The following is a 23,931-nucleotide window of genomic DNA, read 5'->3' on the forward strand; positions in this document are numbered from 1 at the left end:
TTCAGGGGGAGAACACCCATGTCCGCACAGACCCGTATGCGCAAGAGCCTTGCCGTCTTCGCGCTGAGCCTCGCACCTCTCGGCCTCGCCGGCACGGCCGGCGCCGCGTCCGTCAGCACCTGGGACAAGGTGGCCGCCTGCGAGAGCAGCGGCAACTGGTCCATCAACACCGGGAACGGCTACTACGGCGGCCTGCAGATATCCGAGTACAACTGGCAGCACTACGGCGGCACCCAGTACGCGGCCTACCCGCACCAGGCGACCAAGAAGGAACAGATCCTGATCGCCGAGAAGATCCTCGCCGACCAGGGCGCCGGCGCCTGGACGTGCAGCCCCGGCACCGGGCTCTCGACCGACCACGCCGACCCGTACCCGGCCGGGCCGGCCGACCCCGGGATGACCAACCTGACGGCGGGTGACTTCAACGGCGACGGCAAGAAGGACCTGGTGGCGGTGGAGGTGTCGACCGGCAAGCTGTGGCTGTACCCGGGCACGGGGACCGGGACGCTGAAGAGCCGGGTGGAGATCGGCAGCGGCGGCTGGAACGGGATGAGCAACCTGGCCGTGGGCGACCTGAACGGTGACGGCGGGGACGACATCGTGGCGACCGAGAAGTCGACCGGCAAGCTGTGGCTCTACCCCGGCAACGGCCACGGCGTCGAGGGCCGGATCGAGCTCGGCAGCGGTGGCTGGAACGGCATGAACAACACCGCGGTGGGCGACTTCAACGGCGACGGTGTGGCCGACGTCGTGGCGAGCGAGAACTCCACCGGGAAGCTCTTCCTCTACCCGGGCCTCGGCGGGGCGCTGGGCAAGCGGGTGGAGATCGGTTCCGGTGGCTGGAACGGGATGAACAAGATCGTCAGCCCCGGTGACATGAACAAGGACGGCAAGGACGACCTGGTCGCGACCGAGACGTCCACCGGGAAGCTGTGGCTGTACCCGGGCACGGGCCACGGTCTGGGGGACCGGGTGGAGATCGGCAACGGCGGTTGGAACGGGATCTCCGACTACGCGGGTGCGGACTTCACCGGTGACGGCATCGGTGACCTGGCGGCCGTGGAGTCCGCCCCGGGGGAGACCGGAAAGCTCTACCTCTACAAGGGCACCGGCAAGGGCCTGAGCTCCCGCACCGAGATCGGCACCGGCGGCTGGTAAACGGGGGTCGGACGGCGTCGACCCGGTAGCGGGGCTCAGTACGGCGGGCCCGTCGGTCAGGGAACTCCCCGACCGGCGGGCCCGCTGCACGGGATTCAGTGGCTCGGGCGGATCATCACGCTCAATCGCGGCGAATCCGGCGTCGGCCGCTGGACGTTGAACGGCCGGTAGCCCCAGGACTCGTAGAGCCGCCGGACCTTGCCGTCGCCGGCGAGCGGGTTGACCATCAGGGTGACCCGGGTCTCGGTACGGGCCGCCAGCAGGGAGTCGTGGATCCGGCGGGCGGTGCCGGTGCCGCGCCAGGGCGCGCGGACGCCGATCTCCTTGAGGGCCACCACCGGGGTGCCGGTGAAGCCCTCGGGCAGCGGCTCGGCCATGCGCTTCCAGTACGGGTCGTCGGCGTCGACGGTGTTGCCGTAGGCGTATCCGACCGCGGTCCGGCCGTCGTGGCCGAGGACGAGTTCGAAGCCCGGCTCGGCGGCGTGCCGGTCGAGGCGTTCGAGGAACGCCGCGACGCCGTAGTTCGGCAGGTGCAGCAGCGGGGCCCGTACGTCGGTGTACACGTCCAGCAGGTCCTGCCGGGCCTCGGGCGTCAGGGTGGTGTGGTGGCGGAGCTCGACGGTCACGCGGGTGGTCCTCCGGGTGTCATGGGCGGGCCGGTCGCCGCCTGGGCACAGGAAGTCGGCCGCACAGGAAGTCGTCCTGGCCGACTTCCTGTGTCCGGGGGTCAGGGCAGCGGGAGGACGTGGCGCAGGGCCTCGACGGCGTCGGGGGCGCCGTCGACGGTGAGGGTGGTCCGGGCGCCGCGGCCGTAGGTGAAGAGGACGAGTTCGGCGGGGTCGCCGGTGAGGTGGACGGTGGGGGCGCCGGCCGGGCCGACGGTGAGGGAGCGGCCGTCGGGGTGGGTGAGGGTGAGGCGGACGGGGGAGCGGCGGCCCGCTTCGAGGCGGGCGATCATCGGGAGGCGGCGCCAGAGGGCTTCGGCGCGGCCGGGCGGGACGGGCTGCGGGGTCCAGTCGTCGGCCGCGCGCAGGACGTCCTCGGCGTGGACGAAGTACTCGACGGTGTTCGCGGCCTCGTCGGCGCCGGGGAGGGCGAACAGGGAGTAGACGGGCGGGCCGGCCCGGAAGAGCCGGACCAGGTCCTCGTACGGCCGGGCGGCGTACTCGTCCTGCACGCGCTGCGTCCGGCCGGCCAGGGCGCTGATCCGGATGCCGGCCGCCGCGTCGGGGCGGCGCTCGCGGATCACCAGGTGCGCGGCGAGGTCCCGGGTGGTCCACCCGGCGCACAGGGTGGGGGCGTCCGGCCCTGCGGCGGTGAGGAGTTCGGCGAGGCGGTGGCGTTCGGCGAGCGCGTGGTTCGACATGGTGGCAAGCCTAGGGCCAGAGCCTTGGGCCGGAGCCTAGGGCCGGAGCTGGCCGCTGAGTTTGGGGCCGCCCTGTTTGTTGCTCGCCGTGAGGGTGCAGGTGTAGTCGCGCCAGCCCTGCTGGTAGTTGACGAGGGCGGGGCCGAACTGGCGGCCGTAGTAGGTCCGGCCGTCGGTCTGCCTGGCCCTGGCGGCGGCTTCGGCCTCCTTGCAGCCGTCGTGCATGGCGAGGGCGATGGGGAGTTCGCCGGCCAGGTTGTCGGGGAGTTTCAGGTCGGCGATGACCTCGCCGTCGTGGTCGCCGGTGCAGGGGCGTTCCTCGGCCCTGGTGATCACCGGGCTGAGCTGGGGGTGGTCGAAGCAGGCGCCGACCGGGAAGAAGGCGTACGGCGGCTGCGGCCTGGTCGGGGTCGGTGTGGGGGTGGGGGTCGGCGTCGGGGTGGCCGTGGGGCTGGGCGGGGGCGGCGGCGCGGCGGCGGGCTCCTCGTCGTCCGGCCAGAGGACCGCGGTGGCCACCACCGCGAGGAGGACGACCAGCACGGCGGCGACCGTGAGGACCAGGCCGCGGGACGGGCGGGCCGCGGCTGCGGGCGGCTGCTCGGAGGTCATGGCCATGAGGATGGCCCACGGAGGGCCCGCCCGGCAGGCGGTTGGCCGAACTCGCCCCGTACGGCCGGCCCGTCGGCACCGGAGATCGGAGGACCCCGCCGGGGCGGCCGGTCGGGCTGACACAATGGCCCCATGTCCACCACACCCGCCACTCCCGGCACGACCGCCCTCGCCCCCGAGATCGCCGCCCGGCTCAAGCGCACCGAGGACGGCCTGCTGCCGGCCATCGCGCAGCAGTACGACACGGGCGAGGTGCTGATGCTCGGCTGGATGGACGACGAGGCGCTGCACCGCACGCTCACCACCGGCCGCTGCACCTACTGGAGCCGCAGCCGCAGCGAGTACTGGGTGAAGGGCGACACCTCGGGCCACGTCCAGGCGGTCAAGTCGGTGGCACTGGACTGCGACGGAGACACCCTGCTGGTGAAGGTCGACCAGACCGGCGCGGCCTGCCACACCGGCGACCGCACCTGCTTCGACGCCGACGTGCTCCCGCTCTCCTGAGCCCAGCCCGCCCAATAGCGCAACAGCCCAACAGCCCAACAGTCCGAGAACCCGAGAACCCGAGAACTCAAGAAGGTGCCGCCCCGCATGGACCTCGAAGCCTTCCGCAAGCTCGCCGTCGACACCCGGGTCATCCCGGTCACCCGCAGGCTCCTCGCGGACGGCCTCACCCCGATCGGCCTCTACCGCAGCCTCGCCGAGGAGCGGCCCGGCACCTTCCTGCTGGAATCCGCCGAGCAGGGCCGCAGCTGGTCGCGCTACTCCTTCGTCGGGGTGCGCAGCGCCGCCACGCTCACCGTCGGCGAGGACGGCGACGCCCGCTGGCTGGGCACCCCGCCGGTCGGCATCCCCACCACCGGCGACCCGCTGCAGGTGCTGCGCGCCGCCCTGGAGGCGCTGCACACCCCGCGCCACCAGGACGACGGTCTGCCCCCGCTGACCGGCGGCCTGGTCGGCTACCTCGGCTACGACATCGTCCGCCGGCTGGAGAAGCTGCCCGACCTCAACCCGGACGACCTCAAGCTCCCCGAGCTGACCATGCTGCTGGCCACCGACCTCGCGGTCCTCGACCACGCCGACGGCACGGTGCTGCTGATCGCCAACGCCGTCAACCACAACGACCTGGACACCGGCGTGGACGAGGCCTACGCGGACGCGATGGGCCGCCTGGACGCGATGGAGGCCGACCTGGTCAAGCCGGTCGACCCGGGCCTGGCCACCTTCACCCCGGCCGGCACCGGCGAGGTGCACTCGCCCTTCGGCGGGGCGCCCTACCGGGCCGCGGTGGAGGAGATCAAGGAGCGGATCCGGGCCGGCGAGGCCTTCCAGGTGGTGCCCTCGCAGCGCTTCGAGGCGCCCTGCCCGGCCTCCGCGCTCGACGTCTACCGCGTTCTGCGCACCACCAACCCCAGCCCGTACATGTACCTGTTCCGCTTCCCCGGGCCGGACGGCACCGCCGAGGGCGGCTTCGACGTGGTCGGCTCCAGCCCGGAGGCGCTGGTCAAGGTCACCGACGGCGAGGCGATGCTGCACCCGATCGCCGGCACCCGGCACCGCGGCGCCACCCCGCACGAGGACGCGGCGCTGGCCGCCGAACTGCTGGCCGACCCCAAGGAGCGGGCCGAGCACCTGATGCTGGTGGACCTCGGCCGCAACGACCTGGGCCGGGTCTGCGAGCCGGGCAGCGTCGAGGTGGTCGACTTCATGCAGATCGAGCGCTACAGCCACGTGATGCACATCGTCTCCACCGTCACCGGCAAGGTCGCGCCCGGGCGGACCGCCTACGACGTGCTGACCGCCTGCTTCCCGGCCGGCACCCTCTCGGGTGCGCCCAAGCCGCGGGCGATGCGGATCATCGAGGAGCTGGAGCCCACCCGCCGCGGCCTGTACGGCGGCTGCGTCGGCTACCTGGACTTCGCCGGGGACTCCGACACCGCGATCGCGATCCGTACCGCGGTGCTGCGCGACGGTACGGCGTACGTGCAGGCCGGCGCGGGCGTGGTCGCCGACTCGGACCCGCACGGCGAGGACACCGAGTGCCGCAACAAGGCGGCCGCCGTGCTGCGGGCCGTTGCCACGGCCAATACGCTGCGGAGGCCGGAACTGTCCTGAGGTAGCTGTCCTGAGGGAGGCGGCCGGATGCCCGAGGTGCCGTACGACGAACTGCGCTGGGAGACCGTGCTGAGCGTCGCCGGGCAGCTGGCCGAGCAGCCGGCCGGCCACGGGCGGGTGCTGTCCGGGGTGGCGGTCGAGTTCCCGACGGCGCCCGGCGGCCTCGCCCCGGACCTGGCGGTGCTCGCCCCGGACGCGGTTCGGGGCGAGCGGGGCCGGTTCGGGGCGGACGCGGTCGAGGCGGTGCTGGAGGTGGCCCGCCCGGGGCTGGCGGAGGCCGGGCGGGCGTACGCGCAGGGCGGTGTGCCGCTGTACGTGGTGGTCGACCCGGTGGCAGCGGTCTGCACCGTGCACACCGCGCCGGCCCCCGAGGGGGTGTACCGGGAGGCCGAGCGGGTGCCGTTCGGCAACGACCTGTTCCTGCCGCTGGGCGGGCGGACGGTGGTGCTGCGGACGGATCCCTTTCCCGGGCCGTTCCCCACCCCGGGTACGGACTGAGGTGTCGGGCGGGGGATAGTGGACCGGTGAGCGCTGACCAGACCCCCGCCCCCGCCGCCCCCAGCCGTCGCACCCTCGGCGTGATGCTGCTGCTGACCGTGCTGAGCGCCCTGCTGGTGCTGACCGCGGCCGGGCGGACCTGGGCCGAGGGCCGGGCGGGCACCCTGGATGTCTCCGTCAGCGGCGGCAAGATCTCCGAACTGCCGGGCGGGCTGGCGCTGGTGGGCCTCGCCGCGGCCGTGGCGGTGTTCGCGGTGCGCGGCGCCGGCCGGCTGGGGGTCGGCGCGCTGACCCTGCTGGCCGGGCTCGGCGCGGCCGCCGCCTCGGCCGCCGGCGCGGGCGACACCGCGGCCCTGGACGCCGAGGCCGCCCGCAAGCTCGCCCTGAGCGGTTCGGCGGCCACCGAGGTCTCGCACACCGGCTGGCCCTGGGTCGCCCTGGTCGGCGGCCTGCTGCTGGCCCTCGCCGGACTGCTCACCCTGCGCTACGGCCGCGGCTGGCCGGCCATGGGCAGCCGCTACGAGGCGCCGACCCGCAAGACCCCGGCGAGGACCGAGACGCCGGGCGACCTCTGGAAGGCCCTGGACCGCGGCGAGGACCCGACGGCCTAGCGGCCTGGCTGCGGAGAACTCCGGAAGGCCCCGGCGGCAGGTGTGACGCGATAGACCCGCCACCCGCTTTGGGGCGCGGGTGTGTGGCCCGGCACAATGGGATCCGTCAACCCGCCGGCGGCCCCGCAGGCCCGGCCGGGCCCCGAGAGCCAAGGAGCACCACTCAGATGGCAGCAGCAGCACACGGCCACACCCCCGCCGCCTGGACCGGCGTCGTCATCTCCTTCGTCGGTTTCGGCATCGCCGGTGTCGCGATGATCCTGCCGTCGGTGCTGCTGGTCTGGGCCGGCCTGGCGGTCGTGGTGCTCGGCGGCGTCGTCGGCAAGGCCATGTCGATGGCCGGCATGGGCAAGCAGCCGAGCAGCAACGTCTACAAGTCGGCCGACGAGCAGGTCGCGGCCCGCGAGGCCCGCGCCGCCGTCGCCGCCTGACGCCTTTCGCACAGACGCCTTTCGCACAACCGAACGGCGGGCGCGCCGCGCCCGCCGTTTCGTCGTTCCCGGCCCCCGGCGCGGGCAGAATTCGGGGCGTGAACGCCGCCCCCACCGCCTCCGCCCCGCCGCCCGTGCTGCGCCGGCTGGGCCCGCCGCTGGCCGCGCTGGCGGCGGCGGCCGTCCCCGCCGCGTACGTCGCCGTGGTGGACCCGAACGCCCCCGGGCACTACCCGGACTGCCCCTTCCTGACCGCCACCGGCTGGTGGTGCCCCGGCTGCGGGGGGCTGCGCTGCGTGCACGCGCTGGCCCACGGGGACCTCTCGGGCGCCCTGCACGACAACGCCGTCGCCGTCCTGCTGTTCGGCGTGCTGGCGGTGCTCTGGCTGCGCTGGGCCTGGGCCGCGCTGACCTGCGGGCCGCCACCCGGGACCACCGTCGGGGGCCGGCGCTGGGTGCTGATCGCGCTGCTGGTGCTGGTGTTCACCGTGGTGCGAAATTCGCCGGTCGGAGCGGGTCTGGCGCCGTCGGCGCTCTGAGCGGCCTTCCGCCCGGCGACGGGTGGAGAAGCGGTGAAACCGCAGCTGGGGGCGGCCGGAGCGGGCGTCCGCTCCGCGAGACGCCCGCCGGGCCGATGAGCCCCGTACCCCCGGGTGCCGATACCATCGAAGAGCCGGCGGGCTCCTGCCCGCCCGGCTCTCGCTGGCCAACTGGCAACTGGCAGGAAAGATGGGGGCTCCTGAGTGAGTGTGCTCGACTCGATCATCGAAGGGGTCCGCGAGGACCTCGCCGAGCGGCAGGCCCGGGTCTCCCTGGACGAGCTGAAGGAGCTCGCCGCGAAGGCTCCGGAGGCCAAGGACGGCGTCGCCGCCCTCAAGGGCGACGGGGTCCGGGTGATCTGCGAGGTGAAGCGCTCCAGCCCGTCCAAGGGCGCCCTGGCCGCGATCGCCGACCCGGCCTCCCTGGCGCGCGACTACGCGGCCGGCGGTGCCGCCGCGATCAGCGTGCTGACGGAGCAGCGCCGCTTCGGCGGGTCGCTGGCCGACCTGGACGCCGTGCGCGCCGCGGTGGACACCCCGCTGCTGCGCAAGGACTTCATCGTCACCGCCTACCAGCTGTGGGAGGCGCGCGCCCACGGCGCGGACCTCGCGCTGCTGATCGTCGCGGCCCTCGACCAGCCGGCCCTGGTGTCGCTGATCGAGCGCGCCGAGTCGATCGGCCTCACCCCGCTGGTCGAGGTGCACGACGAGGATGAGATCAAGCGCGCGGTGGACGCCGGGGCGCGGATCATCGGCGTCAACGCCCGCAACCTGAAGACCCTCGAAGTGGATCGCAACACCTTCGAGAACGTGGCCCACGCCATTCCGGACGGCATCGTCAAGATCGCCGAGTCCGGGGTGCGCGGCCCGCTGGACGTCATCAACTACGCCAACCTGGGCGCCGACGCGGTGCTGGTCGGCGAGTCCCTGGTGACCGGCAAGGACCCGCGCGCCGCGGTCGCCGACCTGGTCGCCGCCGGGACCCACCCCGCCGTCCGGCACAAGGACTGACACCACCCGATGAAGATCGCCACCCGACTCGCCCCCGGTTGCCGCCCGCGCGGCTGCCGCGCGCCCGCACGCCGGGTGCTGGGGCGGCGGGTGCGGTACGTGATCGGCTGTGAGCCCGGGCAGGTGCCGGGACGGCGATGGCGCGTGACGCGCGGCTGAGGCCCTTTCGGGGCCCGGCCGATCAGACGTCATCGTCGTCCGACTCCCCAAGGAAAACCACATGTCCGAGAAGGACTACCTGCCCGGCGCCCAGGTGCCGGACGCGCGCGGATACTTCGGCGCGTACGGCGGCCGCTTCATCCCCGAGGCGCTGGTCGCCGCGGTCGAGCAGGTCGCCGAGGAGTACGAGAAGGCCAAGACCGACCCGGCCTTCGTCGCCGAGCTCGACGCGCTGCTCAAGGACTACACCGGGCGCCCCAGCCCGCTGACCGACGTGCACCGCTTCTCCGCCGAGGCGGGCGGTGCGCGCATCCTGCTCAAGCGCGAGGACCTCAACCACACCGGCTCGCACAAGATCAACAACGTGCTGGGCCAGGCGCTGCTCACCAAGCGGATGGGCAAGACCCGGATCATCGCCGAGACCGGCGCCGGGCAGCACGGGGTCGCCACCGCGACCGCGTGCGCGCTGTTCGGCTTCGACTGCACCATCTACATGGGCGAGGTCGACACCCAGCGCCAGGCGCTGAACGTCGCCCGGATGCGGATGCTCGGCGCCGAGGTGATCGCCGTCAAGTCCGGCAGCCGGACGCTGAAGGACGCCATCAACGAGGCGTTCCGGGACTGGGTCGCCAACGTCGACTCCACCCACTACCTGTTCGGCACCGTCGCCGGGCCGCACCCGTTCCCGATGATGGTCCGCGACTTCCACCGGGTCATCGGCGTCGAGGCGCGGCAGCAGGTGCTCGACCGGACCGGGCGGCTGCCCGACGCGGTCGTGGCCTGCGTGGGCGGCGGCTCCAACGCGATGGGCATCTTCCACGAGTTCATCCCGGACGCCGGGGTGCGGCTGATCGGCTGCGAGGCGGCCGGCGAGGGCGCCGAGACGCCCAAGCACGCGGCGACGCTGACCAAGGGCGACCCGGGGGTGCTGCACGGCTCCCGGACGTACGTCCTGCAGGACGAGGACGGGCAGACCATCGAGTCGCACTCGATCTCGGCCGGGCTCGACTACCCGGGCGTCGGCCCGGAGCACGCCTGGCTGAAGGACACCGGGCGGGCCGAGTACCGGCCGGTGACGGACGACGCCGCGATGCAGGCGCTGCGGCTGCTCTCCCGCACCGAGGGCATCATCCCGGCCATCGAGAGCGCCCACGCGCTCGCCGGCGCCCTGGAGCTGGGGCGCGAGCTCGGGCCGGAGGCGACCATCCTGGTGTCCCTGTCGGGGCGCGGGGACAAGGACATGCACACCGCGGCCGAGTACTTCGGGTTGTACGACGAGCCGGGGGCGGGTTCCGCCGGCGGTTCCGGTTCCGCCGGTGCCGGTTCGGCCGGTTCCGAGCAGGGGGGCAAGTGATCATGGCGTCGAAGCTGAGTAGTGTCCTGGCCGCCGCCAAGGCGGAGGACCGTGCCGCGCTGATCGGCTACCTGCCGGCCGGGTTCCCGACCGTCGAGGGCGGCATCCGGGCGGTCGACGCGCTCATCGAGGGCGGCTGCGACGTGGTCGAGGTCGGCCTGCCGCACTCCGACCCGGTCCTCGACGGCGCCGTCATCCAGACCGCCGACGACATCGCGCTGCGCGGCGGCGTGCGGATCAAGGACGTGCTGCGCACCGTCCAGGAGGTCGCCTCGGCGCACCCCGGGGCGGCGGTGCTCGTGATGACCTACTGGAACCCGGTCGACCGCTACGGCGTGGCGCGCTTCGCCGCCGACCTGGCGGCCGCGGGCGGGGCCGGCTGCATCCTGCCCGACCTACCGGTGGAGGAGTCCGAAGAGTGGCGCAAGGCGGCGGACGAGCATGGGCTGGACACCGTGTTCGTGGTCGCCCCCAGCAGCAAGGACGCGCGGCTGGCCGAGGTCACGGCGGCGGGCAGCGGATTCGTGTACGCGGCCGCGGTGATGGGCGTGACCGGCACCCGGTCGGCGGTCGGCTCGCTCGCCGAGGACCTGGTCGCCCGCACCCGGGCCACCACGGACCTGCCGGTCTGTGTCGGGCTCGGGGTCTCGAACGCGGAGCAGGCGGCCGAGGTCGCCCGGTTCGCGGACGGGGTGATCGTGGGCTCGGCGTTCGTGAAGCGGATCCTGGACGCGGGTGAGGACGAGGCGGCGGCGCTGGACGCCGTGCGGGCCCTGGCCGGGGAGCTGGCGCAGGGCGTGCGCAGGCGCTGAAGCGGCTCGACCGGGCGACGGCCCGTCACTCCTGCGGGAGTGGCGGGCCGTCGGCGTTCCGGGGGCGGGGCCCCGAACGGGTGAACAGTTGCGGGGACACGCATCAGCCGGGGTTGACCGGCGTTGAGTGGAGGGACGAGTGCACGAACGACGTGTACAGGGGTCGCCGAGCGAGCGAAGGGGTGAGCCGGTGAGGGGTTTCCAGCGGGCCGTTCTGCTGCGGGCGGCGGCTGCTGCGCTCGCTCTCGGGGCCGCGGTCGGGGCGCACGCGCAGGTGGGGCAGGCGCTGGCCAAGCGGGCCGCGGAGCGGGCCGAGCGGGAGGCGGTGGCCTGTGCGGAGGCGGCTCGTTGGGATGCCGCCGAGCGGGCCGGGGGCGGGCGGGAGGACTTCTTCGAGCTGGGGCGGCAGTTCGGGTGCCGCTAGGGCCTGTCCGACAGGTCCTGGCGTTCGACGGATTCGGACAGAAGGTCAGGTAGCGTCACTCTTCCGGCTTAATTCCTGAATACGGAGGAACCACCCTTCATCCCTTACGGTTCATCAGGACGTGAACGCGTTTCCCGAGGGGGGTTCCCTGATGGCCGGGCCGGCAGTGCAGCCCTGGAGCGAGTGGGTCGGCACGGCCGTTCGGCTCAGCCTCGCGGTGGTGTGGGGCTGGGCCGGGCTGGCGAAGATCTCCGACCCGGCGGAGGCCGCCCAGGCCGTCCGCGCCTACGAGATCCTGCCCGAGGGCCTGGTCAAGCCGATCGGCTACGGCCTGCCCTTCCTGGAGCTGGCGCTCGCACTGCTGCTGGTGCTCGGGCTCGGGGTCCGGCTGGTCGCCGGGGTCTCGGCCCTGCTGCTGCTCGTCTTCATCGCGGGGATCGCCTCGGCCTGGGCCCGCGGCATCTCGATCGACTGCGGCTGCTTCGGCGGCGGCGGGCACGTCGACGAGTCCCAGACGAAGTACCTGCAGGAGATCCTGCGCGACACCGGGTTCCTGTTGCTGGCCGGGTGGCTGCTGTGGCGGCCGCGCACCCGGCTCTCGATGGACGGCTGGCTGGCGAACTGACCCCCTCCACCGCACCGCCGTCCCCTCCGCCGCACGTCCGTCCCCTCCGCCGTATCCCCGTCCCCCGCACCCGACGAAGGCCCCCGACCGTGGATGTCAAGGCAATGAGCGAGAAGAACCGAGAAGGCAAGCGCACCGCCCGCGAGCGGATGCTGGAGCAGCGGGCCGCCGAGGAGGCCTCCTCGCGGAAGAAGAAGAAGCTGATCGTGGGCGGCGCCGTGCTCGCGGTGATCGCCGCCGCCGTCATCGCCGGCGTCGTGGTGCAGAACCAGCGCTCCAAGCCGGAGACCCCGACCGCGGCCCCGGCCGGGACCATCGGGGACAAGAACCTGGTCATCCCGGTCGGCGCCGGCAACGCGCCCTCCGTCCTGACGGTCTACGAGGACCCGCGCTGCCCGGCCTGCGGCGCCTTCGAGCGGGAGTTCTCGGCGACCGTCGACCAGCTGGAGGACGCCGGCAAGATCTACACCAACTACCACATCGTGTCGTTCATCGACCGGGCCGTGGGCGGCAAGGGCTCCAAGACCGGCGCCAACGCGCTGGCCTGCGCCCAGGACGCCGGGCACTTCCGGGACTTCCACGACGTGCTCTACCGCAACCAGCCGGAGGAGACCAACGACGCCTTCGGCAACAAGGCCGTGCTGCTCAACCTGTCGAAGCAGGTCGAGGGCCTGGACACGCCCGAGTTCCAGGCCTGCGTCAACGACAACAAGTTCGGCGGGTGGGTCTCCTCGGTGCAGCAGGACTTCGACAAGTCCAGCTACAAGTCGACCCCGACCGTGCTGCTCAACGGCCAGCCGATCTACCCGAAGAACGGCAACGAGGAGATCACCCCGGCGAACCTGGCGAAGTGGGTGGACGCCGCGAACCAGGGCAAGCAGCTGGGCACGGCGGGCTCGCACGGGCAGACCCCGGCGCCGACCAGCGCCGCCTCGGAGGCCAACAACCCCTCGCCGACCGCCGGCTGAGCCCCCGACCCGGCCGCCGCGCCCTTCCCGTCCGGAGGGGGCGGCGGCCGCCGTTGTTCGGTTTCTGTGACCCCGGGGGTGCCCGACCGGGCCCGCGGACCCTGTAGCGTCGGAACTGCCATGGATATCGCCTACATTCCCAGCCCGTCGCGGGGCGTCCTGTACCTCGGACCCGTCCCGCTGCGCGCCTACGCCTTCTGCATCATCCTCGGTGTCGTCGTCGCCGTCTGGCTCGGCAGCAAGCGCTGGGTCGCCCGGGGCGGTGCCAAGCACACGGTCGGCGACATCGCCGTGTGGGCCGTGCCGTTCGGCCTGCTCGGTGGCCGGCTGTACCACGTGATCACCGACCACCAGCTGTACTTCGGCGAGGGGAAGAACCCCTGGAACGCCTTCAAGATCTGGGAGGGCGGCCTCGGCATCTGGGGCGCGATCGCGCTGGGCGCGGTCGGCGCCTGGATCGGCGCCCGCCGCCGGGGCGTGCCGCTGCCCGCGTACGCCGACGCCATCGCGCCGGGCATCGCGCTCGCGCAGGCGCTGGGCCGCTGGGGCAACTACTTCAACCAGGAGCTCTACGGCCGGGCGACCACCCTGCCGTGGGGCCTGGAGATCGACAAGACGCTGCCCAACGGCGAGGTCGTGAAGGGCGTCTACCACCCGACCTTCCTGTACGAGTCGATCTGGTGCGTGCTCGTCGCCCTGCTGGTGATCTGGGCGGACCGCCGGTTCAAGCTGGGCCACGGCCGGGCCTTCGCGCTGTACGTGGCCGCGTACACGGTGGGCCGGTTCTGGACCGAGTGGCTGCGGATCGACGAGGCGCACGTCTACTTCGGCCTGCGGCTGAACGACTGGACGTCGATCGTGGTGTTCCTGGGCGCCGTGGCGTACCTGGTGATCGTCGGGAAGAAGCGGCCCGGCCGGGAGGACCCGGCGAGCATCGACCCGGCCGCGCACGCCGAGGAGGACGGCGGCGAGCTGGACGGCGGCGAGGAGAAGGCCGCCGGGCTGCAGGACGGGAAGCCGTCTCGGTCCGTGGACGCCGGCGCGCTCGCCCGGAAGGCCGGCGAGAAGGCCGGCGAGGACGCCAAGAACCCGATCTGACCTGGGACTTCCCCCGGCTGAGGCCACCCTTCGCAGCGCTTGCGAAGGGTGGCCTCAGTGGTGTTCGGACAGCCTTACTTTGCTGGAAATGCCCAGGTCAAGGGGGCTACGTTCAGGGCGGACGAACGACGACGGAGGGGAAGAGACGATGACTGCGACCACCCTGGAACACGAGGCCGGACACCACCCGCGGATACCCGCGGCCGACCACCACCGGGACGTCAACGGCGGCTGGCTGCGCCCGGCCGTCTTCGGCGCGGTGGACGGCCTGGTGTCCAACTTCGCGCTGATGACCGGTGTGGTCGGCGGCGCGGTGTCCAACGGCACGGTGATCCTGACCGGGCTGGCGGGCCTGGCGGCCGGCGCCTGCTCGATGGCAGCGGGGGAGTACACCTCGGTGGCCTCGCAGCGGGAGCTGGTGCAGGCCGAGATCGAGGTCGAGCGGCTGGAGCTGAGCCGCAACCCGCACGGCGAGCTGGCCGAGCTGGCCCAGCTGTACGTCTCGCGCGGGGTGGACCCGGAGCTCGCGCACGAGGTGGCCCGGCAGCTGTCCGCCGACCCGGAGCTGGCCCTGGAGGTGCACGCCCGCGAGGAGCTGGGCGTCGACCCCACCGACCTGCCCTCGCCGCTGGTGGCGGCCGTCTCCTCGTTCCTGTGCTTCGCGCTGGGCGCGCTGCTGCCGCTGCTGCCGTACCTGCTGGGCGCGACCACGCTGCTGCCCGCGCTGGTGCTGTCGGCGGCCGGGCTGTTCCTGTGCGGTGCGGTGGTGGCCCGGGTGACGGCGCGCAGCTGGTGGTTCAGCGGACTGCGGCAGCTGGTGCTCGGCGGGGCGGCGGCGGGGGTGACGTACCTGCTCGGCAGCCTCATCGGCGGGCATGTGGGATGACCCAGAAGTCTGCATGATTATGCTGGGCAATGCGTGACGTTTCACACATGGGCGTCGCGTATCGCCTGGCCTAGTCTCATCATCCGGGCCCCGGCGCCGCGGTTTCGCATCCGCGGACGGGCTCCCGGAATGGAATCGCAGGCGGCCATGATCGGCTTGTGTGGCGGCCCGGTTTCGCCCCTGTTTCGGGCCGCGGACCGTTGGGCACAATCGTCAGGACGTGCACTGTGGCACGTCCCTCCCCCCACACCCCCTGACCTGCGACTCGTCCCGCCATGTGGACGGGATATTCCGCTTCTCGGGATCCTGGGCATCATGTAACTTGCACGACACCGCACCATCGCATCAGGGCCAACGTCGTCCCTACTTGCACCAACTTGCCGAAAGACGACGACGGGAGAGCCGATGCTGTCTGCATCCATGCACTCCGCCAACGAGCCCCAGGCCGGCGCCCCCCGCCCGCCCTACGCGCTCGTGCCGGATGCGCGACCTGCTGCTCAGGGCCTGTACGACCCGCGAAACGAGCACGACGCCTGTGGCGTCGGTTTCGTCGCCACGCTGACCGGCATCGCCGACCACACCATCGTCGAGCAGGCGCTGACCGTCCTGCGCAACCTGGAGCACCGCGGCGCCACCGGCGCCGAACCCGACTCCGGCGACGGCGCCGGCATCCTCACCCAGATCCCGGACGCCTTCCTGCGCGGGAAGGTCGACTTCGAACTCCCGGCCGCGGGCTCCTACGCCGTCGGCATCGCCTTCCTGCCGGACGCGGACGAGGCCGACGCGGCCGCCGTCGCGCAGATCGAGGCCATCGCGGCCGAGGAGGACCTGACCGTCCTCGGCTGGCGCGACGTCCCCGTCACCCCCGACCTGCTCGGCGCCACCGCCCGCTCGGTGATGCCGCGCTTCCGCCAGCTCTTCCTCGCCGGCGGCGGCAAGGCCGGCATCGAGCTGGACCGCACCGCCTTCGTGGTCCGCAAGCGGGCCGAGCGCGAGGCCGGGGTCTACTTCCCGTCGCTGTCCGCGCGCACCATCGTCTACAAGGGCATGCTGACCACCGGCCAGCTGGAGCCCTTCTTCCCCGACCTGTCGGACCGCAGCTACGCCTCCGCGATCGGCCTGGTGCACTCCCGGTTCTCCACCAACACCTTCCCAAGCTGGCCGCTCGCCCACCCGTACCGCTTCGTCGCGCACAACGGCGAGATCAACACCGTCAAGGGCAACCGCAACTGGATGCGGGCCCGCGAGTCGCAGCTCGCCACGGACCTCATTCCGGCCAGCAGGAACGGGCAGGGCCTGAGCCGGATCTTCCCGGTGTGCACCCCGGACCACTCCGACTCGGCGTCCTTCGACGAGGTCCTGGAACTGCTCCACCTCGGCGGCCGCTCGCTCCCGCACTCGGTGCTGATGATGATCCCGGAGGCCTGGGAGAACCACGCCACCATGGACCCGGCCCGCCGCGCCTTCTACCAGTACCACTCCAACCTGATGGAGCCCTGGGACGGCCCGGCCTGCGTCACCTTCACCGACGGCACCCAGATCGGCGCCGTGCTCGACCGCAACGGCCTGCGCCCCGCCCGCTACTGGATCACCGAGGACGGCCTGGTCGTCCTCTCCTCCGAGGTCGGCGTGCTCGACATCGACCAGGAGAAGGTCACCAAGAAGGGCCGCCTGCAGCCCGGCCGGATGTTCCTGATCGACACCGCCGAGGGCCGCATCGTCGAGGACGAGGAGATCAAGTCCGCCCTCGCCGCCGAGCACCCCTACGCGGAGTGGGTCGCCGCCGGCCAGATCCAGCTCGCCAAGCTGCCCGAGCGCGAGCACATCTGGCACACCCACGCCTCCGTCACCCGCCGCCAGCAGACCTTCGGCTACACCGAGGAGGAACTGCGCGTCATCCTCGCGCCGATGGCCCGCACCGGCGGCGAAGCGCTCGGCTCGATGGGCACCGACTCGCCGATCGCCGCGCTCAGCGAGAAGCCGCGCCTGCTGTTCGACTACTTCGTGCAGCTCTTCGCGCAGGTCACCAACCCGCCGCTGGACGCCATCCGCGAGGAGCTCGTCACCTCGCTGCTCTCCAACCTCGGCCCCGAGGGCAACCTGCTGGCCGCCGAGGCCTCCGCCTGCCGCACCGTCGGCATCACCTTCCCGGTGATCGACAACGACGAGCTGGCCAAGCTCGTCCACATCAACGCCGACGGCGACCAGCCCGGCCTCAAGGCCGTCACGCTCTCCGGCCTCTACAAGGTCGCCACCGGCGGCGCGGGCCTGGCCTCCCGGCTGGCCGAGATCGCCGCCGAGGCCGACGCCGCGATCGCCGACGGCGCCCGGATCATCGTGCTCTCCGACCGGCACTCCGACGCCGAGCACGCCCCGATCCCCTCGCTGCTGCTCACCTCCGCGATCCACCACCACCTCATCCGCACCAAGCAGCGCACCCAGGTGTCGCTGCTGGTCGAGGCGGGCGACGTCCGCGAGGTGCACCACGTCGCGCTGCTGATCGGCTACGGCGCCGGCGCGGTCAACCCGTACCTGGCCATGGAGTCGGTCGAGGACCTGGTCGCCCAGGGAGTCTTCATCGAGGGCGTCGAGCCCGAGAAGGCCATCAAGAACCTGATCAAGGCGCTCGGCAAGGGCGTGCTCAAGGTCATGTCCAAGATGGGCATCTCCACCGTCGCCTCCTACCGCGGCGCCCAGGTCTTCGAGGCCATCGGCCTCTCGCAGGACCTCGTCGACGGCTACTTCGCCGGCACCACCACCAAGCTCGGCGGCATCGGCCTGGAGGAGATCGCCAAGGAGACCGCCGCCCGGCACGCCAAGGCGTACCCGGCCTCCGGCATCCCCGCCGCGCACCGCGCGCTGGAGATCGGCGGCGAGTACCAGTGGCGCCGCGAGGGCGAGCCGCACCTGTTCGACCCGGACACCGTCTTCCGGCTGCAGCACTCCACCCGCAACCGCCGTTACGACATCTTCAAGCAGTACACGGACCGGGTGAACGAGCAGTCCGAGCGCCTGATGACGTTGCGCGGCCTCTTCCGGCTCGACGGCCTCGACCGCGCGCCGATCCCGGTCGAGGAGGTCGAGCCGGTCTCCGAGATCGTCAAGCGCTTCTCCACCGGCGCCATGTCCTACGGCTCCATCTCCCGCGAGGCGCACGAGACCCTGGCCATCGCGATGAACCGCCTCGGCGGCAAGTCCAACACCGGCGAGGGCGGCGAGGACCCGGACCGCCTGTACGACCCGGAGCGCCGCTCGGCGATCAAGCAGGTCGCCTCCGGCCGCTTCGGCGTCACCTCCGAGTACCTGGTCAACGCCGACGACATCCAGATCAAGATGGCCCAGGGCGCCAAGCCCGGCGAGGGCGGCCAGCTGCCCGGCCACAAGGTCTACCCGTGGGTCGCCAAGACCCGGCACTCCACCCCGGGCGTCGGCCTGATCTCGCCGCCGCCGCACCACGACATCTACTCCATCGAGGACCTGGCCCAGCTGATCCACGACCTCAAGAACGCCAACCCGGCGGCCCGCATCCACGTGAAGCTGGTCTCCGAGGTCGGCGTCGGCACGGTCGCGGCAGGCGTCTCCAAGGCGCACGCCGACGTGGTGCTGGTCTCCGGACACGACGGCGGCACCGGCGCCTCCCCGCTCACCTCGCTGAAGCACGCCGGCGGCCCCTGGGAGCTCGGCCTCGCCGAGACCCAGCAGACCCTGCTGCTCAACGGGCTGCGCGACCGCATCGTCGTCCAGACCGACGGCCAGCTCAAGACCGGCCGCGACGTCGTCATCGCCGCCCTGCTCGGCGCCGAGGAGTTCGGCTTCGCCACCGCCCCGCTGGTCGTCTCCGGCTGCATCATGATGCGCGTCTGCCACCTGGACACCTGCCCGGTCGGCGTCGCCACCCAGAACCCGGTGCTGCGCGAGCGGTTCTCCGGCAAGCCCGAATTCGTCGTCAACTTCTTCGAGTTCATCGCCGAGGAGGTCCGGGAGATCCTGGCCTCGCTGGGCTTCCGCTCGATCGAGGAGGCCGTCGGCCACGCCGAGCACATCAACGCCCAGGCCGCGATCGACCACTGGAAGGCCGCCGGGCTCGACCTCGCCCCACTCTTCCACGTGCCCGCGCTGCCGGAGGGCGCCGCCCGGCACTGCACCACCACCCAGGACCACGCGCTCGACAAGGCCCTGGACAACCAGCTGATCGAACTCGCCGAGGACGCCCTGGAGCGCGGCGAGACCGTGCGGATCCAGCTGCCGATCCGCAACGTCAACCGCACCGTCGGCACCATGCTCGGCCACCAGGTGACCAAGCGGTACCGCGGCGAAGGCCTGCCGGAAGGGACCATCGACGTCACCTTCACCGGCTCCGCCGGCCAGTCCTTCGGCGCCTTCCTGCCCCGCGGCGTGACCCTGCGCCTGGAGGGCGACGCCAACGACTACGTCGGCAAGGGCCTCTCCGGCGGAGTCGTCGTCGTCCGCCCGGCCCGCGAGGCCGCGGCCATCGGCAACGGCGCACAGCACCACGTCATCGCCGGCAACACCATCGGCTACGGCGCCACCTCCGGCCGGATCCACCTGCGCGGCAAGGCCGGCGAGCGCTTCGCCGTCCGCAACTCCGGCGCCACCCTGGTCGTCGAAGGCGTCGGCGACCACGGCCTGGAGTACATGACCGGCGGCCGGGTCGTCATCCTCGGCGAGACCGGACGCAACCTCGCGGCCGGCATGTCCGGCGGCATCGCGTACGTCCTGGACCTGCGCCCCGCCAACGTCAACGACGGCCTGGTGGGCATCGAGGCCCCCACCGCCGCCGACCGCGACTGGCTGCGCGAGACCGTGCAGCAGCACTACGAGGAGACCGGCTCCACCGTCGCCGCCGAACTCCTGGCCGACTGGGGCAGCGGAGTCTCCCGCTTCTCCAAGATCATGCCGACCGACTACAAGGCAGTGCTCGCCGCCAAGGACGCCGCTGAGCGCGATGGCCTCTCCGAGGCCGAGACCACTCGCAAGATGATGGAGGCGGCACATGGCTGACCCCAAGGGCTTCCTGACCACCGGCAAGCAGCTGGCCGAGCGCCGGCCCGTCGATGTCCGTCTGCGGGACTGGAACGAGGTCTACGTCGAACGCAGCCTCCTGCCGATCATCACCAAGCAGGCCGGCCGCTGCATGGACTGCGGCATCCCGTTCTGCCACAACGGCTGCCCGCTCGGTAACCTCATCCCCGAGTGGAACGACCTCGCCTACCGGGACGACTTCGTCGGCGCCATCGAGCGCCTGCACGCCACCAACAACTTCCCGGAGTTCACCGGGCGGCTGTGCCCGGCGCCGTGCGAGTCCGCCTGCGTCCTCGGCATCAACCAGGACGCGGTGACCATCAAGAACGTCGAGGTCACCATCATCGACAAGGCCTGGGACCGCGGCGGCGTCACCCCGCAGATCCCGGAGCGGCTGTCCGGCAAGACCGTCGCCGTCGTCGGCTCCGGCCCGGCCGGCCTCGCCGCCGCCCAGCAGCTCACCCGCGCCGGACACACCGTCGTGGTGTACGAGCGGGCCGACCGCATCGGCGGACTGCTGCGCTACGGCATCCCCGAGTTCAAGATGGAGAAGCGCCACATCAACCGCCGCATCGAGCAGATGCGCGCGGAGGGCACCCGCTTCCGCACCGGCGTCCACGTCGGCGAGGACATCACCGGCCAGCAGCTGCGCGAGCGCTTCGACGCCGTCGTCGTCGCCGCCGGCGCCACCACCGCCCGCGACCTGCCGGTGCCCGGGCGCGAGCTCAAGGGCATCCACCAGGCCATGGAGTACCTGCCGCTGGCCAACAAGGTGCAGGAGGGCGACTTCGTCGAGTCCCCGATCAGCGCCAGGGGCAAGCACGTCGTGGTCATCGGCGGCGGCGACACCGGCGCCGACTGCGTCGGCACCGCCCACCGCCAGGGCGCGGCCTCCGTCACCCAGCTGGAGATCATGCCCCGGCCCGGCGACGAGCGGCCCGGTCACCAGCCGTGGCCGACCATGCCGATGACGTACAAGGTCACCTCCGCCCACGAGGAGGGCGGCGAGCGGATCTACTCCGTCAACACCACCCACTTCACCGGCGACGAGGACGGCAACGTCCGGGAACTGCACCTCGTCGAGGTGGAATTCAAGGACGGCCGCTTCGAGCCCGTCCCCGGCACCGAACGGGCCATCCCCGCCCAGCTCGTCACCCTCGCCATGGGCTTCACCGGCACGGACGTGAAGAACGGGCTGGTCGAGCAGCTGGGAGCCGACCTCGACGCGCGGGGTAACATTGCCCGGGACGGCCGGTTCGCCACCAATGTCGATGGCGTGTACGTCTGCGGAGACGCCGGCCGAGGCCAGTCGCTGATCGTCTGGGCCATCGCGGAAGGCCGCTCGGCCGCCGCCGCGGTGGACAAGTACCTGGGCGGCAAGACCCCGCTTCCCGCCCCGATCCGACCCACGGACCGCCCCCTGGTGGTCTGACGGTCCGACCGGCCCCCGAACCCCCGGCGCCGCATCGCCGGGAGCTCAACCCGCTGCCCCCGCCAGCGTCGCCGGGCCAACGCGGTCTCCTGGCGCCTGCCCTCTTCCCCGACCAGTTGGAGGGCGGGCGCCGTCGCGTTCCCCGGGGCAGGAGCGCTTTCCGGGACGCGGACGGCTCCGGGTTCTCCGGGCGTGCGCTCCGGGTTCTCCGGGCGTGCGGCCCCGGAATCGCCGTTCGCATGCCGAGCGATGGCTCACAGCGGACGCCCAGGCTTCTCACAGCGGCCGGAATGCCACCCGGAACGGGCTGTTGTTCGTCGGTGCCAGGTGGCAGACTGCCGCCGACGGCCGGGGGGCTGCGCTAGTGCGGAGGTTGACTTCGATGGGCACGACTCAGGCAGGCGGAGGCGCCACGATACGGCGCCTGCTGCTCGGCAGCCAGCTGCGCAAACTCCGCGAGGCCCGAGGCGTCAGCCGGGAAGAAGCCGGATACTCGATCCGCGCCTCCGAATCCAAGATCAGCCGGATGGAACTCGGCCGGGTCGGCTTCAAGGAACGCGACGTCGCCGACCTGCTCACCCTCTACGGCGTCGAAGCCGAACCGGAACGCGCCACCGTCCTCGGACTCGTCCGCGAAGCCAACGCCAGCTCCTGGTGGCACGAGTACGGCGACGTCCTGCCCGGCTGGTTCCAGAACTACCTCGGCCTCGAAGAAGCCGCCACCGAGATCCACAGCTACGAGGTCCAGTTCGTTCACGGCCTGCTGCAGACCGCCGACTACGCCCGCGCCGTCGTCACCGCCGGCTGCCACGACCACGGCGCCGAGGAGATCGAACGCCGGGTCGACGTCCGGCTCAAGCGCCAGAGCGTGCTCACCGGCGACCAGGCACCACAGCTCGTCGCCGTCCTGGACGAGGCCGCGCTGCGCCGCCCCTGGGGCGGACCCGAGCTGATGCGCGGCCAGCTGGACCGGCTGCTCGAACTCGGCGAACTGCCCAACGTCCGGCTCCAGGTGCTGCCGCTCGGCAACGCCGGACTCAGCGCCGAGAGCGGCGCGTTCACCGTCCTGGGCTTCGCCGAGCCCGAACTGTCCGACGTCGTCTACCTGGAACAGTTCACCACCGCGCTCTACCTCGACAAACCCGCCGAGGTCGCCGAGTACCGGCACGCCATGGACGACCTGCTCGCCGACAGCCTCGACCCGCAGAACACGCGGGAGTTGCTGCAAGCGGTGCGCCAGGAGCTCTGATTCATCAGTACGATGATCCCCCATCAGGTCGGCGCACACGTGTCGGTGCATGAGAGGGAACAGATGTCGTACTTCTCCGAGTTGGCGCTGCAGTACATCGACGGCGAATGGTGCAGCGGCACCGGCTCCTGGGACATCGTCGACGTCGACCCCTACACCGGCGAGAAGCTCGCCACGATCACCGTCGCCACCGTCGCCGAGGTCGACCGCGCCTACCGCGCCGCCGAACACGCCCAGAAGGCCTGGGCCGCCACCAACCCCTACCAGCGGCGACTGGTCTTCGAGCGCGCACTGCGCCTGTTCGAGGAGCGTGAGCCGGAGATCGTCGCCGCGATCATGGCCGAACTCGGCGGTACCGCCCTCAAGGCGGGCTTCGAACTCTCACTGGTCAAGGACATGCTGCGGGAGTGCCTGCACCTGTCCGTGGCCGCCGAGGGCCGGCTGCTGCCCTCCACCGCGCCCGGCAAGGAGAACCGGCTCTACCGGCTGCCGGTCGGTGTCGTCGGCGTGATCAGCCCGTTCAACTTCCCGCTGTTCCTCGCGCTCAAGGCCGTCGCCCCGGCTCTCGCCCTCGGCAACGGCGTCGTCCTCAAGCCCCACCAGGAGACCCCGGTCGTCGGCGGCGGACTGATCGCCAAGATCTTCGAGGACGCGGGCCTGCCGCCCGGCCTGCTCAACGTCGTGATCACCGACATCGCCGAGATCGGCGACAGCTTCATCGAGCACCCGGTGCCCAAGGTGATCTCCTTCACCGGCTCCGACAAGGTCGGCCGGCACGTCGGCACCGTCGCCGCCGCGCACTTCAAGCGGTCCGTCCTCGAACTCGGCGGCAACAGCGCCCTGATCGTGCTCGACGACGCCGACCTCGACTACGCCGTGGACGCGGCCGTGTTCAGCCGCTTCGTCCACCAGGGCCAGGTCTGCATGTCCGCCAACCGCGTCCTGGTCGATCGCAGCGTCGAAGCCGAGTTCACCGAGAAGTTCGTCGCCAAGGTCGCCTCGCTCACCGTCGGCGACCCGAAGGACCCGGCCACCCACATCGGCCCGCTGATCAACTCCGTCCAGGCCGACGCCCTCTCCACCCAGATCGACCAGGCGGTCGCCGCCGGCGCCACCGCCCTGCTGCGCGGCGCCACCACGGGGAGCCTGATGGCGCCGACCATCCTGACCGGCCTCGCCGAGGACGCGCCGATCCTGCAGCGCGAACTGTTCGGCCCGGTCGTGCTGCTGGTGCCCTTCGACGGCGAGGAGGAGGCCGTACGGATCGCCAACGACACGCCGTTCGGGCTCAGCGGCGCGGTCCACACCGCCGACATCGAGCGCGGCGTGCGGTTCGCGCAGCGGATCGAGACCGGCATGATCCACGTCAACGGCGGGACCATCGCGGACGAGCCCGCCGTGCCGTTCGGCGGGGAGAGGAACTCCGGCGTCGGGCGGCTGGGCGGGGAAGCCACGGTGGACGCCTTCACCACGCTGAAGTGGATCTCGGTGCAGCACGGGCGGGCGGTGTTCCCGTTCTGATCCCGGGTGCCTAGGCGGCGCG

The 23,931-nt window shown here is 72.2% G+C and carries 23 protein-coding genes; 20 read left to right on the plus strand and 3 right to left on the minus strand.

The annotated features are described in order from the left end of the window. Positions 1 to 18 precede the first annotated feature (18 nt). The gene (locus CRP52_RS24320) at positions 19 to 1,158 is read left to right on the plus strand and encodes an FG-GAP-like repeat-containing protein (RefSeq protein ID WP_097238330.1); all 1,140 of its coding nucleotides are present in this window, start codon (positions 19 to 21) and stop codon (positions 1,156 to 1,158) included. A gap of 95 nt (positions 1,159 to 1,253) precedes the next feature. Here CRP52_RS24320 and CRP52_RS24325 read toward each other — a convergent pair whose 3' ends face one another. The 3 genes from CRP52_RS24325 to CRP52_RS37730 all read right to left on the minus strand — a co-directional run bounded on the left by CRP52_RS24325 (position 1,254) and on the right by CRP52_RS37730 (position 3,133). Then, positions 1,254 to 1,784 (minus strand): GNAT family N-acetyltransferase, encoded by a 531-nt coding sequence (locus CRP52_RS24325; protein ID WP_097238331.1) that lies wholly within the window; start codon positions 1,782 to 1,784, stop codon positions 1,254 to 1,256. 101 nt (positions 1,785 to 1,885) lie between these two features. Next, on the minus strand, positions 1,886 to 2,524 hold the full coding sequence (locus tag CRP52_RS24330; protein ID WP_097238332.1) for a TIGR03085 family metal-binding protein: 639 nt from the start codon (positions 2,522 to 2,524) through the stop codon (positions 1,886 to 1,888). 36 nt (positions 2,525 to 2,560) lie between these two features. Beyond that, complete coding sequence (locus CRP52_RS37730) at positions 2,561 to 3,133, minus strand: hypothetical protein (protein WP_143685817.1); 573 nt, start codon at positions 3,131 to 3,133, stop codon at positions 2,561 to 2,563. 132 nt (positions 3,134 to 3,265) lie between these two features. Between CRP52_RS37730 and hisI the strand changes: the two genes are divergently transcribed. The 19 genes from hisI to CRP52_RS24425 all read left to right on the plus strand — a co-directional run bounded on the left by hisI (position 3,266) and on the right by CRP52_RS24425 (position 23,909). Then, positions 3,266 to 3,637 carry a phosphoribosyl-AMP cyclohydrolase gene (gene hisI / locus CRP52_RS24340; protein WP_097238334.1) on the plus strand — a complete coding sequence of 124 codons (372 nt, stop codon included), beginning with the start codon at positions 3,266 to 3,268 and terminating at the stop codon, positions 3,635 to 3,637. An 87-nt stretch (positions 3,638 to 3,724) separates the two neighbouring features. Next, entirely contained in the window at positions 3,725 to 5,248 is a 1,524-nt protein-coding gene (locus CRP52_RS24345; protein ID WP_097238335.1) for an anthranilate synthase component I, read from the plus strand. Between the two features lie 27 nt (positions 5,249 to 5,275). After that, on the plus strand, positions 5,276 to 5,746 hold the full coding sequence (locus tag CRP52_RS24350) for a Uma2 family endonuclease (protein WP_097238336.1): 471 nt from the start codon (positions 5,276 to 5,278) through the stop codon (positions 5,744 to 5,746). Positions 5,747 to 5,772: 26 nt separating this feature from the next. After that, on the plus strand, positions 5,773 to 6,357 hold the full coding sequence (locus CRP52_RS24355) for a TIGR02234 family membrane protein (protein WP_306458884.1): 585 nt from the start codon (positions 5,773 to 5,775) through the stop codon (positions 6,355 to 6,357). A 167-nt stretch (positions 6,358 to 6,524) separates the two neighbouring features. Then, positions 6,525 to 6,788, plus strand: a complete 264-nt coding sequence (locus tag CRP52_RS24360; RefSeq protein ID WP_097238337.1) for an HGxxPAAW family protein — start codon at positions 6,525 to 6,527, stop codon at positions 6,786 to 6,788. Positions 6,789 to 6,886: 98 nt separating this feature from the next. Beyond that, on the plus strand, positions 6,887 to 7,327 hold the full coding sequence (locus CRP52_RS24365) for a DUF2752 domain-containing protein (RefSeq protein ID WP_097238338.1): 441 nt from the start codon (positions 6,887 to 6,889) through the stop codon (positions 7,325 to 7,327). Positions 7,328 to 7,531: 204 nt separating this feature from the next. Then, positions 7,532 to 8,338 (plus strand): indole-3-glycerol phosphate synthase TrpC, encoded by an 807-nt coding sequence (gene trpC, locus CRP52_RS24370; RefSeq protein WP_097238339.1) that lies wholly within the window; start codon positions 7,532 to 7,534, stop codon positions 8,336 to 8,338. A 9-nt stretch (positions 8,339 to 8,347) separates the two neighbouring features. Next, positions 8,348 to 8,497 carry a tryptophan biosynthesis modulator TrpM gene (gene trpM / locus CRP52_RS40860; protein WP_373560517.1) on the plus strand — a complete coding sequence of 50 codons (150 nt, stop codon included), beginning with the start codon at positions 8,348 to 8,350 and terminating at the stop codon, positions 8,495 to 8,497. A 61-nt stretch (positions 8,498 to 8,558) separates the two neighbouring features. Next, positions 8,559 to 9,851 carry a tryptophan synthase subunit beta gene (gene trpB, locus CRP52_RS24375; RefSeq protein ID WP_097238340.1) on the plus strand — a complete coding sequence of 431 codons (1,293 nt, stop codon included), beginning with the start codon at positions 8,559 to 8,561 and terminating at the stop codon, positions 9,849 to 9,851. A 2-nt stretch (positions 9,852 to 9,853) separates the two neighbouring features. Continuing rightward, positions 9,854 to 10,663, plus strand: a complete 810-nt coding sequence (trpA, locus tag CRP52_RS24380) for a tryptophan synthase subunit alpha (RefSeq protein ID WP_097240310.1) — start codon at positions 9,854 to 9,856, stop codon at positions 10,661 to 10,663. 190 nt (positions 10,664 to 10,853) lie between these two features. Beyond that, complete coding sequence (locus CRP52_RS38445; RefSeq protein WP_121175333.1) at positions 10,854 to 11,087, plus strand: hypothetical protein; 234 nt, start codon at positions 10,854 to 10,856, stop codon at positions 11,085 to 11,087. A gap of 151 nt (positions 11,088 to 11,238) precedes the next feature. Next, entirely contained in the window at positions 11,239 to 11,712 is a 474-nt protein-coding gene (locus CRP52_RS24390) for a MauE/DoxX family redox-associated membrane protein (protein WP_097238341.1), read from the plus strand. A gap of 104 nt (positions 11,713 to 11,816) precedes the next feature. Beyond that, the gene (locus CRP52_RS24395; RefSeq protein WP_097238342.1) at positions 11,817 to 12,680 is read left to right on the plus strand and encodes a DsbA family protein; all 864 of its coding nucleotides are present in this window, start codon (positions 11,817 to 11,819) and stop codon (positions 12,678 to 12,680) included. A gap of 120 nt (positions 12,681 to 12,800) precedes the next feature. Further along, positions 12,801 to 13,778 carry a prolipoprotein diacylglyceryl transferase gene (lgt, locus tag CRP52_RS24400; protein ID WP_097238343.1) on the plus strand — a complete coding sequence of 326 codons (978 nt, stop codon included), beginning with the start codon at positions 12,801 to 12,803 and terminating at the stop codon, positions 13,776 to 13,778. 148 nt (positions 13,779 to 13,926) lie between these two features. Beyond that, positions 13,927 to 14,664: a VIT1/CCC1 transporter family protein gene (locus tag CRP52_RS24405; RefSeq protein ID WP_097238344.1), complete on the plus strand. Its 738-nt coding sequence runs from the start codon at positions 13,927 to 13,929 to the stop codon at positions 14,662 to 14,664. 405 nt (positions 14,665 to 15,069) lie between these two features. Beyond that, positions 15,070 to 19,686, plus strand: a complete 4,617-nt coding sequence (gene gltB / locus CRP52_RS24410) for a glutamate synthase large subunit (RefSeq protein ID WP_373560518.1) — start codon at positions 15,070 to 15,072, stop codon at positions 19,684 to 19,686. Next, positions 19,679 to 21,139, plus strand: coding sequence for a glutamate synthase subunit beta (locus CRP52_RS24415; protein WP_097238346.1), 1,461 nt, complete (start codon positions 19,679 to 19,681; stop codon positions 21,137 to 21,139). Before gltB ends, CRP52_RS24415 begins: the two co-directional genes overlap by 8 nt. A 382-nt stretch (positions 21,140 to 21,521) precedes the next feature. Then, entirely contained in the window at positions 21,522 to 22,388 is an 867-nt protein-coding gene (locus CRP52_RS24420) for a helix-turn-helix domain-containing protein (protein ID WP_097238347.1), read from the plus strand. 63 nt (positions 22,389 to 22,451) lie between these two features. After that, positions 22,452 to 23,909, plus strand: coding sequence for an aldehyde dehydrogenase family protein (locus CRP52_RS24425; protein ID WP_097238348.1), 1,458 nt, complete (start codon positions 22,452 to 22,454; stop codon positions 23,907 to 23,909). Positions 23,910 to 23,931: the final 22 nt, after the last annotated feature.

The organism is Streptomyces sp. 1331.2 (genome assembly GCF_900199205.1).
Lineage (GTDB): Bacteria > Actinomycetota > Actinomycetes > Streptomycetales > Streptomycetaceae > Kitasatospora.

Bases quoted from the DNA above. Each gene is read 5' to 3' on its own strand.
- CRP52_RS24320 (WP_097238330.1), top strand. From the start codon at position 19: ATGTCCGCACAGACCCGTATGCGCAAGAGCCTTGCCGTCTTCGCGCTG.
- CRP52_RS24330 (WP_097238332.1), bottom strand. From the start codon at position 2,524: ATGTCGAACCACGCGCTCGCCGAACGCCACCGCCTCGCCGAACTCCTC.
- CRP52_RS37730 (WP_143685817.1), bottom strand. From the start codon at position 3,133: ATGACCTCCGAGCAGCCGCCCGCAGCCGCGGCCCGCCCGTCCCGCGGC.
- hisI (WP_097238334.1), top strand. From the start codon at position 3,266: ATGTCCACCACACCCGCCACTCCCGGCACGACCGCCCTCGCCCCCGAG.
- CRP52_RS24345 (WP_097238335.1), top strand. From the start codon at position 3,725: ATGGACCTCGAAGCCTTCCGCAAGCTCGCCGTCGACACCCGGGTCATC.
- CRP52_RS24350 (WP_097238336.1), top strand. From the start codon at position 5,276: ATGCCCGAGGTGCCGTACGACGAACTGCGCTGGGAGACCGTGCTGAGC.
- CRP52_RS24360 (WP_097238337.1), top strand. From the start codon at position 6,525: ATGGCAGCAGCAGCACACGGCCACACCCCCGCCGCCTGGACCGGCGTC.
- trpM (WP_373560517.1), top strand. From the start codon at position 8,348: ATGAAGATCGCCACCCGACTCGCCCCCGGTTGCCGCCCGCGCGGCTGC.
- trpB (WP_097238340.1), top strand. From the start codon at position 8,559: ATGTCCGAGAAGGACTACCTGCCCGGCGCCCAGGTGCCGGACGCGCGC.
- trpA (WP_097240310.1), top strand. From the start codon at position 9,854: ATGGCGTCGAAGCTGAGTAGTGTCCTGGCCGCCGCCAAGGCGGAGGAC.
- CRP52_RS24390 (WP_097238341.1), top strand. From the start codon at position 11,239: ATGGCCGGGCCGGCAGTGCAGCCCTGGAGCGAGTGGGTCGGCACGGCC.
- CRP52_RS24395 (WP_097238342.1), top strand. From the start codon at position 11,817: ATGAGCGAGAAGAACCGAGAAGGCAAGCGCACCGCCCGCGAGCGGATG.
- lgt (WP_097238343.1), top strand. From the start codon at position 12,801: ATGGATATCGCCTACATTCCCAGCCCGTCGCGGGGCGTCCTGTACCTC.
- CRP52_RS24405 (WP_097238344.1), top strand. From the start codon at position 13,927: ATGACTGCGACCACCCTGGAACACGAGGCCGGACACCACCCGCGGATA.
- gltB (WP_373560518.1), top strand. From the start codon at position 15,070: ATGCTGTCTGCATCCATGCACTCCGCCAACGAGCCCCAGGCCGGCGCC.
- CRP52_RS24415 (WP_097238346.1), top strand. From the start codon at position 19,679: ATGGCTGACCCCAAGGGCTTCCTGACCACCGGCAAGCAGCTGGCCGAG.
- CRP52_RS24420 (WP_097238347.1), top strand. From the start codon at position 21,522: ATGGGCACGACTCAGGCAGGCGGAGGCGCCACGATACGGCGCCTGCTG.
- CRP52_RS24425 (WP_097238348.1), top strand. From the start codon at position 22,452: ATGTCGTACTTCTCCGAGTTGGCGCTGCAGTACATCGACGGCGAATGG.